Consider the following 18,175-nt stretch of genomic DNA (forward strand, 5'->3'; position numbering starts at 1 on the left):
CTACTCGTCCGCGCCGATGGCGTCGAGGCGGGCCTGCTCGTCCATCTCGATCGCCGACTGCACCACGGGTTCGAGATCACCGTTCATGACGGCGTCGAGGTTGTACGCCTTATAGCCCGTGCGGTGGTCGGCGACCCGGTTCTCCGGGTAGTTGTAGGTCCGGATGCGCTCCGAGCGGTCCATGGTGCGGATCTGCGACTTCCGGATGTCGGAGTTCGCGGCGTCGATCTTCTCCTGCTCGTGGGCGAGGATCCGCGAACGCAGCACGCGCATCGCGGCCTCGCGGTTCTGCAGCTGCGACTTCTCGTTCTGCATCGCGACCACGATCCCGGTGGGGAGGTGCGTGATGCGGACGGCGGAGTCGGTGGTGTTCACGGACTGCCCGCCCGGACCCGAGGACCGGTACACGTCGATCTTCAGGTCGTTCTGGCTGATCTCGACCTCTTCCGGCTCGTCGACCTCGGGCAGCACGAGGACGCCCGCGGCGGAGGTGTGGATGCGGCCCTGCGACTCGGTGACGGGTACGCGCTGCACGCGGTGCACGCCGCCCTCGAACTTGAGCCGGGCGTACACGCCCTCGGCGGGATCGTTCGAGGAGCCCTTGATGGCCATCTGCACGTCCTTGTAGCCGCCGAGGTCGGACTCGGTCGCCGAGATCAGCTCCGTCTTCCAGCCGCGCGACTCGGCATAGCGTGCGTACATGCGCAGCAGGTCGCCGGCGAACAGGGCCGCCTCGTCGCCGCCCTCGCCACCCTTGACCTCGATGATGACGTTGCGGCCGTCGTTGGGGTCCCGGGGGATGAGCAGGCGCCGCAGCCGCTCCTGCGCCGTGGCGAGCTGCTGCTCGAGGACGGGCACCTCGGCGGCGAACTCGGGGTCCTCGGAGGCCATCTCGCGGGCCGCCTGGAGATCGTCGTCGAGCGCGCTCCAGCGGTTGTGGGCATCGACGATGCGCCCGAGTTCCGCGTACCGGCGGCCGAGCCTGCGGGCCAGCGCCTGGTCGGCGTGGACGGCGGGATCGGCGAGCTGGTCCTGCAGCTCGGAGTGTTCGTCGAGCAGTCCCTGGATGGACTCAAACATCGGGTGTACCTCTTTCGGCGTGTGCAGCCAGTCTACGAAGATCGGGAGGGCAGGGACGACCACTGGTCGGGGCTCGACGCGGTCGTCGCCGCCGTCGCGGCACGGGGGTGCCGGTTAACGGACGAAGCCGCCCGGGACGGGCCGGCCATGATCTGGCCGACCCGTCCCGAACGGCTGCCGTTCCTAGTCGGAGTCCTTGGAGCCCAGGGTGGTCTTCTGGACCTGCATCAGGAACTCGACGTTGGACTGCGTCTCCCGGATCTTGTTGGTGAGCAGCTCGAGTGCCTGCTGGGTCTCCAGACCCGACAGCACGCGGCGCAGCTTCCACATGATCTTGACCTCGTCGGGCGAGAGCAGGTTCTCCTCGCGCCGGGTACCGGACGCGTTGACGTCCACGGCGGGGAAGATGCGCTTGTCGGCGAGGCTGCGCGAGAGGCGGAGCTCCATGTTGCCGGTGCCCTTGAACTCCTCGAAGATGACCTCGTCCATCTTGGAGCCGGTCTCCACGAGCGCGGTGGCGAGGATGGTGAGCGAGCCACCGTTCTCGATGTTGCGCGCGGCACCGAAGAAGCGCTTCGGCGGGTACAGCGCGGCCGAGTCGACACCACCGGAGAGGATCCGGCCCGACGCCGGGGCGGCCAGGTTGTAGGCGCGTCCGAGGCGGGTCATCGAGTCGAGCAGCACGACGACGTCCATGCCCATCTCCACGAGGCGCTTGGCACGCTCGATGGAGAGTTCGGCGACCGTGGTGTGGTCGTCGGCGGGGCGGTCGAACGTCGAGGCGATGACCTCGCCCTTGACCGTGCGCTGCATGTCCGTGACTTCTTCGGGACGCTCGTCGACCAGGACCATCATGAGGTGGACCTCAGGATTGTTGATCGTGATGGCGTTCGCGATCGCCTGCAGGATGAGCGTCTTGCCGGCCTTCGGCGGGGACACGATCAGGCCACGCTGGCCCTTGCCGATCGGGGCCACGAGGTCGATCACGCGGGGGCCGATCTTCTTCGGGTCCGTCTCGAGGCGCAGGCGGTCCGAGGGGTAGAGCGGGACGAGCTTCGCGAACTCGACGCGGTCCTTGAGGTCCTCGGCGGGCTTGCCGTTCACCGAGGTGACGCGCACCAGGGCGTTGAACTTCTGGCGTGCGCTGGCCTGGGTCTCGCCCTCGCGGGGAGCACGGATGGCGCCGACGACGGCGTCGCCCTTGCGCAGATTGTGCTTCTTGACCTGGGCGAGCGACACGTAGACGTCGTTCGGACCCGGCAGGTAGCCGGAGGTGCGCACGAAGGCGTAGTTCTCGAGGACGTCGAGGATGCCGGCGACCGGCAGCAGGACGTCGTCCTCCGTGACCTCGACGTCGTCGACGTCCGGCTGGTTGCGTCCGCGGCGGCGGTCGTTGCGCTCGTTGCGGTCGTTGCGGTCGCGGAAGCGGCTGTTGCGGTCCTCGGGGCCGTTGCCCCCGGGGCCGCCGTTGCGGTTCGCGCGGTTGCGGCGGTTGCGGCCGCGGCCCTCGTCGTCGTTCGCGCCGTTGCCGCGGTTGTCGCTGCGCTCGCTGCCGTTGCGGCCGTTGTCGAACTGGGTGTCGCTGTTCGAGCCGTTGGAGCCGTTGGAGCCGTTGGAGCCGTTGTTCGAACCGTTGGAGCGATCGTCGTCGCGTCCGTTGCGTGACCGGGTGCGGCGCTCGTTGCGGCCCTCGCCCTGCTGGCCGGACTGCGTGTCGGCCTGGGACTCGCCCTGGCCGGCGTTCTGGGTCTCGCCCTGGCCGTTCTGCGTGTCGGCCTGACCGGACTGCGCGTCCGAGCGGTCCTCGCCGCGACGGTTGCGGCGGTTGCGCTGGTTGCGTCCTCCGCTGTCGCGGTCGCCGCGGTCCTGCTGCTCGTCCGCCGGGGTGTCCTCGGCGGTGCGGGACGGTGCCTCGACCTGCTCGCCCGGCACGACGGCGTCCGGGGCGGGGGTGGACACGACGCCGTCACTGCCTGCGCGGCGGTTGCGGTTGCGGGTCCGCGGCTGGCGCTCGGCGGGGGCGGACTGGTCGTCCTGCGGCCGGTCCTCGGCCGCGGCGGGCGTGCCCACGACGGCGGGGCGCTCGGCGTCGGCGGTGTGCTCGCTGCGGACGCTGGGGGTCTTCTGGCGATCGGCGACGGCGGAACCGCGCTGGTGGTCGGAGATCGCGGACACGAGGTCGCTCTTGCGCATCCTCGATCCGCCGGTGATCCCGAGCTGGCCGGCAAGGGCCTGGAGCTGGGCGAGCTTCAGGCCCGCGAGGCCGCTGCTCTTGGAAGTTGTTGCGCCGGTTGCTTCAGCGTCTTGGGTTGCCACACCTGGTAACAGGTCAGTGGTGTCAGTCACGAAGGATCCTTCCCCCTCGTCGGGCGGCCACCTGATCGGTGGTCCGCGGTGGTTTGCCCCGAGCCGCATGGGAAGCGGGCGGGGTTCAGTCGGGCCGGATGCGATCCGGCTCAGGCTGGGTCTGCTGGGAGCCTGAGGATGTCGTTGTGCGGGAGGTGGGTCCGCACGCACAAAGATAAGGTCGGAGGCTACACCTGAGGATGTGCTACTGCCGGTCGGACCTGCAGTTTCGCGGCGGTCTAGAGATGAGGACGCCCAGTTCAACAGCACGCGGTGCCTGATGTGGGACACGGTGTCTGCTGAAAGACACGGTCATTGCTTGAGACACACTGGTTCCGATGGGGGCATGACGCCCCCGGCGGTTCCTACCCTTGGTGCACTCCCACTTTAGCACCTTCCCGCTGCACAGCGAGCCTGACCACGCGCCACATCCCCGGCGTGTCGCCGCGTCCGAGCAGGTCGTGGAGCGCCTCTTCCGCCGCCCGCGCCCCGGACTCCCCGACGGCGATGGTCAGGACGCTGGGACCGGCCCCCGAGATGGTGCTCGCGAAGCCGGCCGAGCGCAGTGCGCGCAGCAGCGTGGCGCTCGGCAGCATGGCCTGGGCCCGGTAGTCCTGGTGCAGCGCGTCCTGCGTGGCGGCGAACAGCAGGGACGGATCGGCCCCGAGCGCGTGCACGAGGAGCGCGGCGCGTCCCGCGTTCGCGGCGGCGCTCCGATGGGACACCGACGCCGGCAGGAGCGCGCGGGCGCTGTCCGTCGACAGGGCCAGGTCGGGGATGGCGAGGACGGGGACGATGTCCGGGCGCACCTCGACCCGCGTGCTGTGGAAGGCGTGGCCGCTCTCCCAGGAGATGGCGAGCGACCCCTGCAGCGCCGGGGCCACGTTGTCCGGGTGGCCCTCGATGGCCGCCGCCCACTGCAGGAGGTGTGCGGCATCGAACTGCTCCGCGGGGGGCAGGAGCGCGTTGCCGGCGAGGACGCCGGCCACGATGGCCGCCGCCGAGGAACCCATGCCCCGGCCGTGCGGGATGACGTTCGTGGTGTCGAGCTCCAGCCCGGGCGCCCGCCGTCCGGCGTGGTGCAGCGTGCTGATGAGCGACTTCGCGACGAGGTGGGTCTCGTCGGTCGGCAAACCGGCCACGCCCTCCCCCGTGGCCCGCACGATCGTGGTGCCGGACGTCGTCGTGCGCACCCGCACGGTGTCCTGCAGCGTCAGTGCGAGACCGAGGGAGTCGAAGCCCGGGCCGAGGTTCGCGCTCGTGGCGGGAACGGTGACCTCGACGTCCTGGCCTGCCTCGACGGCGGGGAGGTCGAGCACCTCGGCCGGCACCGGGGCGGCGTGCAGCCCGGCCACGTCAGTCCTCGAGCCCGAGCGCGGCGGCGACGCTGACGACGTCGAACTCCACCTTGGTGGGCTCGACGTCCGAGCCGTCCGCCATGCGCAGCGCCCACTGCGGGTCCTTCAGGCCGTGGCCCGTCACGGTGATGACGATGGTCTTCCCGGTGGGCACGAGGCCCTCCGCGTGCTTCTTGATGAGTCCCGCCACGCCGGCCGCCGAGGCGGGCTCCACGAAGACGCCCTCGCGGGCGGACAGCCAGCGGTGCGCGTCGAGGATCTCCTCGTCCGTCACGGCGTCGATGAGCCCGCCGGACTCGTCCCGCGCGGCGACGGCGAAGTCCCAGGACGCGGGATTGCCGATGCGGATGGCGGTCGCGATGGTGTCCGGCTCGGTGACGGGGTGGCCCTTCACCAGCGGCGACGCGCCCTCGGCCTGGAAGCCCCACATGATGGGCGTGCGCGTGGCGACAGCGGGGAGCTCGCCGTGCTCCAGGGAGGCGTAAGGCGCCGCGTACTCCTTGTAGCCCTTCCAGTACGCGCTGATGTTCCCGGCGTTCCCCACCGGCATGAGGTGGTAGTCGGGGGCGTCGCCCAGGGTGTCGACGACCTCGAAGGCGGCCGTCTTCTGGCCCTCGAGCCGCGCCGGATTGACCGAGTTCACGAGGAACACCGGGTACGCCTCGGAGAGCTTCCGGGCCACGTCGAGGCAGTTGTCGAAGTTCCCGTTGACCTGCAGGAGCTGCGCACCGTGGGCGATCGCCTGGCTCAGCTTGCCCATGGAGATCTTGCCGTCCGGCACGAGCACGGCACACGTGATGCCGGCCTGCGTGGCGTAGGCCGCGGCGGACGCGGAGGTGTTGCCCGTCGACGCGCAGACCACGGCCTTGGCACCGGCGGCGACGGCGGCGGTCATCGCCATGGTCATGCCGCGGTCCTTGAAGGACCCCGTGGGGTTCATGCCCTCCACCTTGAGGTAGACGGTGGATCCGGTCAGTTCGGACAGGTGCCGGGCATGCACGAGGGGCGTGCCGCCCTCACCGAGGGTGATGACCTCGGTGGCGTCGGTGACGGGCAGGCGGTCGGCGTATTCGCGGATGACTCCGCGCCACTGGTGGGCCACTTAGATTCCCTCTACTCGGAGCACGGACGAGACGGCGGTGATGACCTCGAGCGCGGCGACCTGCTTCACGGTCGCCGCGAGGGACGCCTCCGGAGCGCGGTGCGTGACGATCCGCAGCTCGGCGGTGGTGCCGCCGTCGGGCCCGCCCTGGTGGATGCGCTGGCGCATGGTCTCGATGGAGACGCCGTTCTCGGCGAAGATCTGCGCGATGCGGGCGAGGACGCCGGGCTGGTCGGCGACCTCCAGCCCGATGCAGTAGCTGGTGCGCACGGTGTCGATGCTCAGCGGCGGTACGTGGCCCGTGGTGGTCTCGGTCCGGCCGGGACCGCCGAGCACCATCCGCCGGGCGGCGCTGACGACGTCGCCCAGGACGGCGGAGGCCGTCGGGGTGCCGCCGGCGCCCTGGCCGTAGAACATGAGCTCGCCGGCATTCTCCGCCTCGATGAACACGGCGTTGAACGCGCCGCGGACTGCGGCCAGCGGGTGGGAGCGGGGCAGCAGGGTGGGGTGCACGCGGACGCCGACGCCCGCCGCCCCCGCCTCGTCGGTGAGCATCTCCGCGATGGCCAGCAGCTTGATGACGTAGCCGTCCTCCGCGGCGGCCGCGATGTCGTCGGCGGTGACCGACGTGATGCCCTCGCAGTGGACGTTCTCCAGGGCGAACCGCGTGTGGAACGACAGCGAGGCGAGGATGGCGGCCTTCGCGGCGGCGTCGTGGCCCTCGACGTCGGCCGTCGGGTCCGCCTCGGCGTAGCCGAGGTCCTGGGCGGCCTTCAGCGCATCCGCGAAGGAGGCTCCCGTGGAGTCCATCTGGTCGAGGATGTAGTTGGTGGTGCCGTTGACGATCCCGAGCACGCGCGTGATGCGGTCGCCGGAGAGGCTGTCGCGGATGGGGCGGAGGATCGGGATGGCGCCCGCCACCGCGGCCTCGTAGGAGAGCTGCACGCCCGCGGCGTCGGCCTGCTCGTAGAGCTCGGGGCCGTCCTGCGCGAAGAGCGCCTTGTTGCCGCTGACCACTGTGGCGCCGTGGCCGATCGCCCGGAGGATCAGCGACTTGGCCGGCTCGATCCCGCCCATGAGCTCGATGACGATATCGGCGTCCTCGACGAGTGCCTCGGCGTCCGTCGTGAGGAGCCCGGCCGGCAGGTCGACGTCGCGGGGGGCGTCGAGGCTGCGGACGGCGACGCCGGTGAGCTGGAGCGGGGCGCCGGCGCGGCGGCCGAGGTTCTCCGCGTCCTCGAGGAGGATGCGGGCGACCTGCGCGCCGACGTTGCCGCAGCCGAGCAGGGCTACGCGCAGGGGTCCTGCGGAGGGTGTGGCTGGTGAGTTCATGCTGTCCGTGAGGCTCCTGAATCCGTGGCGGGCTCTGCTTTCCCTGGCGAGGCGGGCTCGCGCTGGACGTCCCTGCGGAACAGGTCCTCCTCCGTCTCGCCGCGCACGATCAGCCGCGCGACCCCGTCGACGACCGCCACGACCGGCGGACGCGTCAGGTAGTTGTAGTTGCTCGAGAGCACCCAGCAGTAGGCCCCGGTGCCCGGGACGGCGAGGAGGTCACCGGCCCCGATGTCCTCGGGGAGGTAGACGTCCCGCACCACGATGTCACCGCTCTCGCAGTGTTTGCCAACCACGCGCGAGAGCACGGGGGCCGCCTCGGGTGTCCGTGAGGCCAGGACGGCCGAGTAATCCGCGCCGTAGAGCACCGGACGGGGGTTGTCGCTCATGCCGCCGTCCACCGACACATAGCGCCGCGGGTGCGTAACGGAAGTGTCCTCGAGGACCTCGGAGCCGTTGGCCGCCGCGTCCACGCGGACCGTCTTGGTGGTGCCGGCGGTGTAGAGGGTGAACGTGCTCGGGCCCACGATGGCCCGGCCGGGCTCGATCGAGATGCGGGGCACGGCCAGTCCCAGGTCCCGGCACGTCGCCCCGACGACGGCGGCCATCGCCTGCGCGATCTCCCGGGCGGGACGCGGCTCGTCGGCCTCGGTGTAGGCGATGCCGTAGCCGCCGCCGAGGTCGAGCTCGGGCAGTTCGACGCCGTGCCGGTCGCGGACCTCCGCCAGGAAGCCGAGCAGCCGCTGTGCGGCGAGTTCGAAGCCTTCCGGCTCGAAGATCTGCGACCCGATGTGGCAGTGCACGCCGAGGAGCTCGATGCCGGGGTGGGCCAGGGCGTCGGCGACGGCGCGGGCGGCCGGCGAGGAGGCGTCGTCACCGCCGCTCCCCTGCCCCGGGCCCTGGTCGGTGGTCAGGGAGAGGCCGAACTTCTGGTCCTCGTGGGCCGTGGCGATGAACTCGTGCGTGTGCGCGTGGACGCCGGGCGTGAGGCGCAGCATGACGTTGGCCGTCCGTCCGCGCTGCACGGCGAGGTCGCCGACGAGCGCGACCTCCTGGATGCTGTCGACGACGATCCGGCCGAGGCCGGCGTCGATGGCGCGGACGATCTCGGCGGCGGACTTGTTGTTCCCGTGCAGGCCCAGCCGGGAGCCCGGCAGGCCCGCGCGGAGGGCGACGGCGAGCTCGCCGCCCGAGCAGGTGTCGAGCCCGAGGCCCTCCTCCCGGACCCAGTGGGCCACCTCGGTGCAGAGGAACGACTTGCCCGCGTAGAACACGTCCACGCCACCGCAGAGGTCGGCGAAGGCCTCGTCGAACGCGTCGCGGAACGTCGCGGCACGGGTGCGGAAGTCGCGCTCGGACACGACGAACAGCGGGGTGCCGTACTGCGCGGCGAGGTCGGTCACGGGCACGCCGTCGACCCGGACGACGCCATCGGCCCCGCGGTCGACGTCCTCGGCCCACAGTTTCGCGTCGAGCCGTGCCTGGTCGGCGGGTACGGACAGCCACTCCGGTGCGAGCGGCGATGCCTGGGCGGATGTCATCGCCATGACCGCTACATCCTCTCCGGCGCGGAGACCCCGAGGAGGTCCAGCCCGTTGGCGAGGACCTGCTGCGTGGCGTTGTTCAGCCACAGGCGCGAGCGGTGCACGTCCTCGACCGGCGCGTCGCCGAGCGGCGCGACGCGGCACGCGTCGTACCACCGGTGGTAGGTGCCGGCGATGACCTCGAGGTGGCGGGCCACGCGGTGAGGCTCGCGGAAGGTCGCCGACTGCGCGACGACGCCCGGGAACTGGCCGAGGGCGGCCAGCAGCTCGCCCTCCGTGGGGTGGCCCAGCGAGGCGGCGTCGAAGGTGCTCGTGTCCACGCCGGCGGAGACGGCGTTGCGGCCGACGGCGTGCGTCCTGGCGTGGGCGTACTGCACGTAGAACACGGGGTTCTCGTTGGTGTTCTTCCGCAGCAGCTCGGGATCGATGGACATGGCCGAGTCGGCCGGCGAGCGTCCCAGCGAGTAGCGCAGGGCGTCCTTGCCGAGCCAGTCGAGCAGGTCCCGCAGCTCGATGATGTTGCCGGCGCGCTTGGAGAGCCGGGCGCCGTTCACGGACACCATCTGGCCGATGAGGACCTGGATGTTCTGTTCCATGTCGTCGCCGGCGCAGGCCGCGATGGCCTTGAGGCGGCCGATATAGCCGTGGTGGTCCGCTCCGAGGAGGTAGATCTTCTCGGGGAAGCCGCGGTCCTTCTTGGAGAGGTAGTACGCGGCATCGGAGGCGAAGTACGTGGGCTCGCCGTTGGCCCTGATGAGGACGCGGTCCTTGTCGTCGCCGAAGTCGGTGGTGCGGAGCCAGACGGCGCCGTCCTCGTCGAAGACGTGGCCCTGCTCGCGCAGGCGGTCGACGGCCTGCTCCACGGCGCCGCCGTCGTGCAGCGCCGACTCGGAGAAGAACACGTCGAAGTGGACGCCGAAGTCCGCCAGCGTCTCCTTGATGTCGGCCATCTGCGCCTCGTAGGCGAGGGCGCGCACGATCGGGAGCGCGGTGTCGTCGTCGAGGTCCGCCACCTCGGGGCGGCCGGCGAGGACGGTGCGGCCGAGGTCCGCGATGTACTGGCCGGGGTAACCGCCCTCGGGCGTCGGCCGGCCCTTGATGGTCGCGAGGACGGAGGCCGCGAAGTTGTTCATCTGGGTGCCGGCGTCGTTGATGTAGTACTCCGTGGTCACCTGCGCACCGCTGGCCCGAAGGACGCGCGCGATGGAGTCGCCGAGAGCGGCCCAGCGCGTGTGGGCCAGGTGCAGCGGGCCCGTCGGGTTGGCCGACACGAACTCCATGTTGATGGTGTGGCCCGCGAGCGCCTCGTTGGTGCCGTAGGCGGGGCCGGCCTCGACGATCGTGCGGGCCAGCTCGCCCGCCGCGCCGGCGTCGAGCGTGATGTTCAGGAAGCCGGGACCGGCGATGTCCACTGCCTTGACGCCGTCGATGCCCGCCAGGCGGTCGCTGAGGAGCTGCGCGAAGTCGCGCGGGTTCATGCCCGCCTTCTTGCCGAGCTGCAGGGCGATGTTCGTGGCCCAGTCCCCGTGGTCCCGGTTCTTCGGTCGCTCCACGCGCACCTCCGAGGGGAGGTCGATGTGCAGGTCGCCCGCCTCGACGGCGGCCTTCAGGCAGGCGGAAATTGCGGCAGAGAGTTCTTCGGGAGTCACCCGTCCAGCATACCGGCGCGGACCTCCGCGCCCTGCTTCGCGTGACGCGGTCGGCAGCGGCGGTGACGGCTGGGCCCGGTGGGCCCTCGTGCTCCTGCGGGAGTCCCTCGTCCTGGGGGAAACGAATCGTGCGGCGGAACGTTGGACGATGCAGGTACGTTGGTTCGAGCTTCAACCTTCCCTCGGTGTCCGGCCCCCGGCCCCCGTCCCGGCGATCTCCCCAGGAGCACCCCGTGAGCGCACGCCCCCACACCCTTCCCGCTGCAGCGACCCGTTCCGCCGGGTCCCCCCTGCCCCGCCGGGTCCTGACGGCCCTCGCCGCGGTCTCGATCCTCGGCGCCGCGGGCTGCGCGGGTGCGGAGGCCGAGCCGCCCGCGCCCGGGTCGCAGGCGGGGGCACCGTCGGAGGCACCGTCGGAGGCACCGTCGGAGGCACCGTCGGGCACGGGACCGGCGGCGGGCGACACGGGCGCTGACGCCTCGGGTGCGTCCTACAGGGACGGCACCTACACGGAGACCGGCTCGTACCAGTCCCCGGCCGGCCGGGAGGAGGTGGGCGTGACGATCACGCTGGAGGCCGACGTCGTCACCGCCGTGGAGGTGGAGCCCATGCCCGACAACCCGACCACCACCATCTACCAGGAGCGGTTCGCAGGCGGCATCTCGGACGCGATCGTGGGCCGGAAGCTCGACGATCTCGCCGTCGACAAGGTGGCCGGGTCCTCCCTCACGAGCGGCGGCTTCAACGAGGCGACCGGCAAGATCAAGAGCGAAGCCCGGCTCTAGGGCGGTACCGTGGCGGACTCCTTCAGCTTCGAGGCGATCGGCACCCGCTGGCGTGTCGACAGTCGCGCGCCGCTCCCGGCCGGGCAGCGCGCCGGGCTGCTGCAGCTCGCCGGCGAGTACGACGCCCTCTATTCGCGCTTCCGCGCCGACTCCGGCGTCACAGCCCTCGCCGCCGCCGGAGGCAGCCTTCCCCTGCCCGGCCACGGCGCCGCGCTGGGCCGGCTCCTGCGCACCCTCTACGACGTGACCGGCGGCGGGGTCTCGCCGCTCGTCGGCGAGCGCCTCGCGGCCCTGGGCTACGATGCCGCGTACTCGTTCGTCCCCACGGCGGCGCCCGCGCCCTCCCGCGCCTGGGACGGCCTGCTGGACTGGACGGACGACGGCGTCACCCTGAGCGCGCCCGCCCTCCTCGACGTGGGCGCCGCGGGCAAGGGCCAGCTCGTCGACCTGATGCTGGAGTACCTCCTGGCCGCGGGCCACGAGGAGGTGATCGTCGACGCGAGCGGCGACATGCGGCGTGCCGGCGCCGGGACCATCACGGTCGGGCTCGAGCATCCCTATGATCCGTCGTCGGCCATCGGCACGGTGCCCCTCGGAGTCGGGGCGTTGTGCGCCTCGGCGTCCAACCGCCGGGTGTGGGGTGACGGGCTGCACCACGTCCTCGATGCCCGGACGGGCCGCTGCGTCGACACCGTCGTCGCCACGTGGGTCCTCGCCGAGGACGCGATGACCGCCGACGGCCTGTGCACCGCCCTGTTCGTCGCGGACCCGGCCGACCTCGGCCGGGCCTTCGGCTTCGACTACGTCCTCGTGTACTCGGACGGGCGCGCCCGCTCGTCCGCCGCACTCCAAGGAGCCCTGTTCCCATGACCGCAGCACTCGACGGCCTGCTGGGCCGCGTGACCATGTACCGGCTGACGCTGATCGTCCTCCTGGTCCTGACCCTCGAGGCGTTCGCCCTGTCACTCGCGGGCCTCCTCGCCTACCCGCCCGCCGAGCTCGGCGGCTCGCTCCTCGCCGCGGTCGGGGGGACGATCATCGGCACCCGCGTGATGGCGCTCATCCTGCGGCTCCGCCCGCACAGTGAGTCCTCCCTCATCACCGGCCTGATCGTGTTCCTCATCATGTTCCCGTCCGCCACCGCCGCCGGGCTCGGCGGCGTCCTCGTCGCCGGTGCCGCGGCCGGCGCGTCGAAGTTCCTCCTGGCCTTCCGGGGACGGCACATCTTCAATCCCGCCGCGACGGGCGCCGTCGTCGCCACGCTGCTCGGCGTCGGTGCAGCCGCGTGGTGGGTCGCGAACGCCTACATGCTGCCCGTCGTCGCGGTGGGGGCCGCCCTGCTCCTGTACCGCACCCGGAAGCTGGCCATGGGAGCCGTGTTCCTCGTCGTGGCGCTCGGGATCCTGCTGGCGGGCCTGGTGCAGGGCGGCATGGCACCCGGCGCCGGCCTGCAGCTCGTCCTGACGTCCTACCCCGTGCTGTTCCTGCTCGGGTTCATGCTGACCGAACCGCTCACCCTCCCCCCGCTGCGCTGGCAGCAGTGGCTCTTCGCGGCGATCGTCGCCGCCGTGTTCGCGCTCCAGCTGTCGGCCGGGCCGGTGTTCCTCGGCCCGGAGTTCGCCCTGGTGATCGGCAACGCCGTGGCGTTCCTGATGGGACAGCGGCGGGGCGTGCGGCTGTCCTTCACGGGGTCGCGGCGGCTCACCCCGACCAGCACCGAACTCGTGTTCGCCCCGGCGAAGCCCGTACGCTTCCGGGCCGGCCAGTACATGGAGCTGAGCATGCCGCACCGGGGGGCGGACAGCCGCGGCAGCCGGCGGGTCTTCAGCATCACCTCCGCACCCCAGCAGGGCGACGCCGTCACCTTCGGGCTGCGGACCACCGGGTCCGGGAGCTCGTTCAAGAAGGCCCTGCTCGACCTGCCGAAGGACGCGCAGGTCACCGGGACGCTCGTGGGTGGCGACTTCTTCCTGCCGCGGGACCCGTCCGTCCCGCTGCTGCTCGCCGCAGGGGGCATCGGCGTGACGCCGTTCCTCAGCCAGCTCAGGGACCTCGCCGCCCGCGGGGAGACCCGCGACGTCGTCCTCGTGTACGTGGTGCGGGACGAGCAGGAGATCGCCTTCCGCGACGAACTGGCCGACCTCGGCACCCGCGTGGTGCTCTTCCTGCCCACCGCGGACGGTGTCCCCCCGCTGCCCGGCACGTGGACCTACGCGGGGGCGGATGCGTCGGCCGAGGACCTCCTGGCCGCCGTCCCGGATCTCGGCAGGCGCAGGGTGCTCGTCTCGGGCTCACCCCGGTTCATCGGCGACTTCCGCGCCGCGGTGCGCTCGGCGGGCGTGTCCCGGGTGACGACGGACGCCTTCCTGGGCTACTGACCCCCGCGCGGGCGGCCCCGGCGTTTTCCCGAGCCGGGCTCACCTGCTAAGCTCTACGAGTCCCTAACGGGCACGGGAACCACCGTGTCTGCCTTCGTAGCTCAGGGGATAGAGCGTCTGCCTCCGGAGCAGAAGGTCGTAGGTTCGAATCCTATCGAGGGCACCCCGACTCACGCAGAGTCCACCGCCGTCGGCCATCAGGCCGGCGGCGGTTCTGCTTTTGGTAGGCTCACCAGCACGCGGCCCTCGGACCGCACTGGCACCGACGACGGGGGAGGCGTGGCGACGAAGGCGTGGCCCCGGCGCGCGGCATCGGCCGGCCCCGCCGTCCTGACCGTGATCATGCTGGTCCTCGCCGTGCTCGCGGCCGCGTTCATGGGGGACTTCTCGGCCGACCCCGTGGTGGAACCTCCCGCCGCCGTCCGGCAGCAGGACGCCGTACCCGCCCCGACGGCCACCGCCACCCCCGCCCCCCTGCCCGACGGCGAGCGCCTCGAGATCGGCGGCGACTGGGCCGTGGCGGCGCTGCTGGTCCTGGGCATGGCCGCGCTCGCGCTCCTGCTGAGGTTCCTGCTGCGGTTCCGTGCCCTCCGGGAGGCCGAGGACGGCCTGCTGGAGCAGACCGGCCTCCAGCAGCAGGACACCTCCGCGCTCGCGCCCCACGTCCTGCCGGCCTGGACGGACGCCTCGCGCGCCCTGCTGGCCGGAGCGGACACCTCGGACGCCGTCATCCGGTGCTGGCTCGACTTCGAGCGCCTCTGCGCGGCGGCAGGCATCGCGCGAACACCGGCCCAGACCACGTCGGACTTCGCCGCGACCGCCGCCACCGCCCTCACCCTGCCGCTGCCGCCGCTGGCGACCCTCACCCGCCTCTACCAGCGCGCCCGGTTCGGCAGGAGCGGCACCGGGGGCCGCCCGAGCCTGGGGCAGGACGACCGGGAGCTCGCTCTCGGCGCCATCCGGGAGCTCTCGGCGGTCCTCCCCTCCCCCCGCACCGGAGCGGACGCCCCGTGAAGCGCTCCGCCTGGGTCATCACCGCCGTCCTGGTCGCCCTCGCCCTCGTCGCGGGGTGGTTCTTCGGCCTCGACGCCCGGCACGCCACGGCCCTCGCCGGAGCCGCGGTCGCGGCCGGCATCGCGAACGGACTCCTCGAAGCCGTCGACGTCCGGCGCGCCGTCCTCCCGCCGCTGCCCGGCCCGGCCCTCGGGCTCGCCGACCTGCACGCGCTCGAATTCTCGCTGGCCTCGTCGGAACCCGGCACCCGCGCGGTCCTCGAGGTGCACCGGCTCGCCGTCGCAGCGGCGGAGGCCCGTCCGGACGCTCCACGCAGCGACGCGCTCCGAGCCTTCACCGCCCGGTCCTCCCCCCTCCCCCTGACCTCCCGCGACCTGCGCGCCGTCCTCGACGAACTCGAAGCGCTCGTCCTCACCCCGGGCCCGCCGCCCGCCCACCGCCAGGAGACCCCATGAACACCCCCGATCGCAACGGGTCCGCCGCCGCACCGGCCGGCCGGCCCACCCGGCAGTCCGGGCCGGAGGAGGCCGCCCGGGTGGGCCGGGAGGTCCTCGACCGGACGGGCACCGTCGTCGTCGGCGCGGAAGAAGCACTGCGCCTGGCGCTCGCGGCGGTCCTCGCCGGCGGCCACGTGCTCTTCGAGGACCTTCCCGGGCTCGGCAAGACCCTCGCGGCCAAGACCCTCGCCCAGGCGCTCGGCCTGGACTTCCGCCGCCTGCAGTTCACCCCCGACCTCCTGCCCTCGGACGTCACCGGGTCCTCCATCTTCAACCCGGCCACCCGCGAGTTCGAGTTCAGTCCGGGGCCGATCTTCGCAGGGCTGTTCCTCGCCGACGAGATCAACAGGACATCCCCGAAGACGCAGTCCGCACTGCTGGAGGCCATGGCGGAGGCGCAGGTGTCGGTGGAGGGCACCACCCTCCCGCTGCAGCGCCCCTTCCACGTCTTCGCGACCTCCAACCCGATCGAGTTCGAGGGCACCTATCCGCTGCCCGAGGCGCAGCTGGACCGCTTCCTGGTCCGCCTCCGCTTCGGCTACCCCGCCGCCGGCGGGGAGCAGGACATCATCGCGCGGCGCATCGCCCGGCGGCAGGACGAGACCCGGGTGGCGAACGTGACGACGGCGCACGAACTGCTGCGCCTGCAGGAAGCGGTCGAGACCGTGGGCGTCGACGCCGACGTCATCGACTACGCGGTGCGCCTCACCGCGGCGACCCGCCGCCACCCCGACGTCGAGGTGGGCGCCTCGCCGCGCGGCTCCCAGGGCCTCGTCCTGCTCGGTCGTGCCCTCGCGGTCCTCGACCGGCGCACCTTCGTCCTCCCCGAGGACATCCAGGAGGGCGCCGTGGCGGTCCTCGCCCACCGGCTCACGCTGACGCCGACGTCCTGGGCGCAGGGGGTCGCCGCCGAGCGCGTGGTGCGGGATGTGCTGGCCGAGGTGCCCACCCCGTCGACCGTGCCCCATGGTTAGCGGCAGGGCCGGGACCGGGAGGACCGGAGCCGGCCGGTCCCCCGGGGGCGCCCTGGCCGTCGTCCTCGCCCTGCTGTGCATCGTGGCGGGGCTCGTCTCCGGCCGTCCCGACACCACCGCACTGGCCGCGCCGTTCGCCCTCCTCGCCCTCGCCGCCCGCACCGGGCCGCGCGGCCGGGAGGAACCACCTGTCCGCATCACCAGCGACCGGCGGCCCGGAGCGCAGGGCGCACGCGCTCGCCTGCTGCTCGGACCGTCGACGGGCAGGGCGTCCGGGGGCGGCCTCACCGCGACGATCCTGGCCGCGCCCGGCTGTCCACCGGACGGCCTCGTGCTGACGACCGGCGAGGAGTGCCCGCTGCTGGTCGGGGCACCGCCCTCCGGGGAGCGCGACGTCCTGTCGTACGCGTCGGCCGGCGTTCCAGCGGACGTCACCGGGTCCTCGTCCTTCATCGCGGGCCGGCCCGTGCGCCTCAGCATCCTCCCGCCGGTCGGCGTGGCCCTCGCGCGTCCCGTGGCGAGGCGGCTCCTCGGTCTCGCCGGCACGCACGTGTCGAGGCGGCCGGGTGAGGGTGTCGAACTGCGGTCGGTCGCACCGCTCCAACCGGGCGATGCCCTGCGGCGGATCGACTGGCGCGCCACCGCCCGCCGTTCCACCGACCAGGACAGGCTCATGGTGCGGCGCTCCTATGCCGATGCGGAGGCCTCCGTCCTCCTCGTGGTCGACCCCGCACAGGACCTCCCGTCGTCGACCGCCGACTGGTTCGCCACGGGGAGTCCCCGCATCACCAGCGGGTCCCTCCACGTGGCGCGGGCCGCCGCCACGGCGGTCGCCGCCTCCTTCCTCGCCGGCGGCGATCGGGTAGGACTGGACGACCTGTCCGGGACCCGGCGCGCCCTGCGCTCCGCCGGCGGCGCCCGGCACCTCGAGCGGATCCGTACGCGGCTCGCAGGGACGTCCGTGGTCCCCCGACGGCGCCGCAGCCGGGACCCCGTGCCGCCGCCGGGCGCCGTCGTCGTGGTCTTCTCGCCCTTCCTCGATGACGAGCCGGCGCGCCTGCTGCGCCTGTGGCACGCCCAGGGCCACCTCGTGGTCGGCGTCGACTGCGTGCCACAGCTGCTGCCGGGCGGGACGACGGCGTCCCAGGCCCAGGCCGTGCGGCTGACGCTCCTCCGGCGCCGCCTGCTGCTCGAGGGCCTGCGGGAGGACGGCATCCCGGTCCTCGCGGGCACGTCGACGGCCACGCGGGGCGGAACGCCCGGCGTGAACTCCGCACCGGCGGAGGTCGCTGCCCGCAGAGCGGCCGGTGCGGCCGGCGCGGATCTCTTCGCGCCGTCCGGCCCCGATCTCGAGACCGGCCTCCGCCTGCTCGCGCGGCAGGCGGGCAGGCGGAGCGCCGGCAGCACACGGGGTGGCGCCCGCTCGGTTGGCGGGGGTACGTCCGGCGTCCCCGGTCGCCCGCTCCGCTTCGGTGACGGCCGGTCCGCCGGAGCCGCCGGAGCCGCCGGCGGACCCTCCGGCGCGGGTGCGGTCCTGTGAGTCCCGTACGCCCCGCGCGCCGCACGGGTGACCGCGCCGTCCCGGACCGCGGCGGGCTCGTCCCGCTGGCCCTGGTGCGGGGTGCGACGGCACTGGCGGCGGGGTCGCTCGGCGCGCTCGTCTGGGGCGGTTCCGCCTGGATCGCCGTGCCCCTCGCGGTGGCCGTCGGCGCCGCGGTCCTCCCGTCGATCGGCCTGGTGTTCCTGGCCCTGCTGCTGCTCGTCGTGGCCTACGCGGTGAACATGCCCGCCGGGTCGCCGTGGCTCCTGGCCTTCGTCGCCGGGCTCCACGCCGTGTTCGTCCTCTACCTCCTGCTCCTGCACCTCCCCCTGCACGGGTGGATCAGTGTCGCGGCACTGCGGGAGCTCGCACTGTCGTTCCTGCGTCGGCAGGTCGTGGCGCAGCCCGTGGCACTGCTCGCGCTGCTGCTCGGCGGCGCCGGCTCGAGCCTGGCGGTCGTGCTCGGCGGGGTCGCGGCGTTCTCCGGGTGGGCGCTCTGGCTGGTGCTGGGACGACGCGCGTAGGGCTGTGCCGGCCCTGGGCGCTTCCGCCGTCCACCGGGCCCGACGTGTCCTG

15 protein-coding genes and 1 tRNA gene are annotated in these 18,175 nt (G+C 72.8%); 9 read left to right on the forward strand and 7 right to left on the reverse strand.

Annotated features, from left to right (window positions below; translation table 11 throughout):
- From prfA to argS, 7 genes are all read right to left on the reverse strand, one after another.
- The gene (gene prfA / locus QFZ50_RS09595; protein ID WP_307083680.1) at window positions 1-1,080 is read right to left on the reverse strand and encodes a peptide chain release factor 1; all 1,080 of its coding nucleotides are present in this window, start codon (window positions 1,078-1,080) and stop codon (window positions 1-3) included.
- A gap of 183 nt (window positions 1,081-1,263) precedes the next feature.
- Entirely contained in the window at window positions 1,264-3,426 is a 2,163-nt protein-coding gene (gene rho, locus QFZ50_RS09600) for a transcription termination factor Rho (RefSeq protein WP_307083682.1), read from the reverse strand.
- A gap of 365 nt (window positions 3,427-3,791) precedes the next feature.
- Window positions 3,792-4,781, reverse strand: a complete 990-nt coding sequence (gene thrB, locus QFZ50_RS09605) for a homoserine kinase (RefSeq protein ID WP_307083684.1) — start codon at window positions 4,779-4,781, stop codon at window positions 3,792-3,794.
- Between the two features lies 1 nt (window position 4,782).
- Window positions 4,783-5,886 (reverse strand): threonine synthase, encoded by a 1,104-nt coding sequence (gene thrC / locus QFZ50_RS09610; protein ID WP_307083685.1) that lies wholly within the window; start codon window positions 5,884-5,886, stop codon window positions 4,783-4,785.
- On the reverse strand, window positions 5,887-7,218 hold the full coding sequence (locus tag QFZ50_RS09615; protein WP_307083687.1) for a homoserine dehydrogenase: 1,332 nt from the start codon (window positions 7,216-7,218) through the stop codon (window positions 5,887-5,889).
- Complete coding sequence (lysA, locus tag QFZ50_RS09620; RefSeq protein WP_307083689.1) at window positions 7,215-8,765, reverse strand: diaminopimelate decarboxylase; 1,551 nt, start codon at window positions 8,763-8,765, stop codon at window positions 7,215-7,217. Before lysA ends, QFZ50_RS09615 begins: the two co-directional genes overlap by 4 nt.
- Window positions 8,766-8,770: 5 nt before the next feature.
- Window positions 8,771-10,411 carry an arginine--tRNA ligase gene (gene argS, locus QFZ50_RS09625; RefSeq protein ID WP_307083691.1) on the reverse strand — a complete coding sequence of 547 codons (1,641 nt, stop codon included), beginning with the start codon at window positions 10,409-10,411 and terminating at the stop codon, window positions 8,771-8,773.
- A gap of 233 nt (window positions 10,412-10,644) precedes the next feature.
- On the opposite strand from argS, the gene QFZ50_RS09630 reads away from it, so the two are divergent.
- The 9 genes from QFZ50_RS09630 (at window position 10,645) to QFZ50_RS09670 (ending at window position 18,123) form a co-directional block, all read left to right on the forward strand.
- Entirely contained in the window at window positions 10,645-11,196 is a 552-nt protein-coding gene (locus QFZ50_RS09630) for an FMN-binding protein (RefSeq protein WP_307083693.1), read from the forward strand.
- A gap of 9 nt (window positions 11,197-11,205) precedes the next feature.
- Window positions 11,206-12,066 (forward strand): FAD:protein FMN transferase, encoded by an 861-nt coding sequence (locus QFZ50_RS09635; RefSeq protein WP_307083695.1) that lies wholly within the window; start codon window positions 11,206-11,208, stop codon window positions 12,064-12,066.
- Window positions 12,063-13,574: an FAD-dependent oxidoreductase gene (locus tag QFZ50_RS09640; protein ID WP_307083697.1), complete on the forward strand. Its 1,512-nt coding sequence runs from the start codon at window positions 12,063-12,065 to the stop codon at window positions 13,572-13,574. Before QFZ50_RS09635 ends, QFZ50_RS09640 begins: the two co-directional genes overlap by 4 nt.
- Window positions 13,575-13,664: 90 nt before the next feature.
- Window positions 13,665-13,737, forward strand: a tRNA-Arg gene (locus QFZ50_RS09645).
- Window positions 13,738-13,853: 116 nt separating this feature from the next.
- Window positions 13,854-14,588 carry a DUF4129 domain-containing protein gene (locus QFZ50_RS09650; protein ID WP_307083700.1) on the forward strand — a complete coding sequence of 245 codons (735 nt, stop codon included), beginning with the start codon at window positions 13,854-13,856 and terminating at the stop codon, window positions 14,586-14,588.
- Complete coding sequence (locus tag QFZ50_RS09655; RefSeq protein ID WP_307083702.1) at window positions 14,585-15,043, forward strand: hypothetical protein; 459 nt, start codon at window positions 14,585-14,587, stop codon at window positions 15,041-15,043. Before QFZ50_RS09650 ends, QFZ50_RS09655 begins: the two co-directional genes overlap by 4 nt.
- Window positions 15,040-16,059, forward strand: coding sequence for an AAA family ATPase (locus QFZ50_RS09660; protein WP_307083704.1), 1,020 nt, complete (start codon window positions 15,040-15,042; stop codon window positions 16,057-16,059). The genes QFZ50_RS09655 and QFZ50_RS09660 overlap by 4 nt, the downstream gene beginning before the upstream one ends.
- Window positions 16,052-17,599: a DUF58 domain-containing protein gene (locus QFZ50_RS09665; protein WP_307083706.1), complete on the forward strand. Its 1,548-nt coding sequence runs from the start codon at window positions 16,052-16,054 to the stop codon at window positions 17,597-17,599. Before QFZ50_RS09660 ends, QFZ50_RS09665 begins: the two co-directional genes overlap by 8 nt.
- The gene (locus QFZ50_RS09670) at window positions 17,596-18,123 is read left to right on the forward strand and encodes a hypothetical protein (protein WP_307083708.1); all 528 of its coding nucleotides are present in this window, start codon (window positions 17,596-17,598) and stop codon (window positions 18,121-18,123) included. The genes QFZ50_RS09665 and QFZ50_RS09670 overlap by 4 nt, the downstream gene beginning before the upstream one ends.
- The last annotated feature ends 52 nt before the right edge of the window (window positions 18,124-18,175 follow it).

It is taken from the genome of Arthrobacter agilis (assembly GCF_030816075.1).
GTDB classification, from domain to species: Bacteria; Actinomycetota; Actinomycetes; order Actinomycetales; family Micrococcaceae; genus Arthrobacter_D; species Arthrobacter_D agilis_E.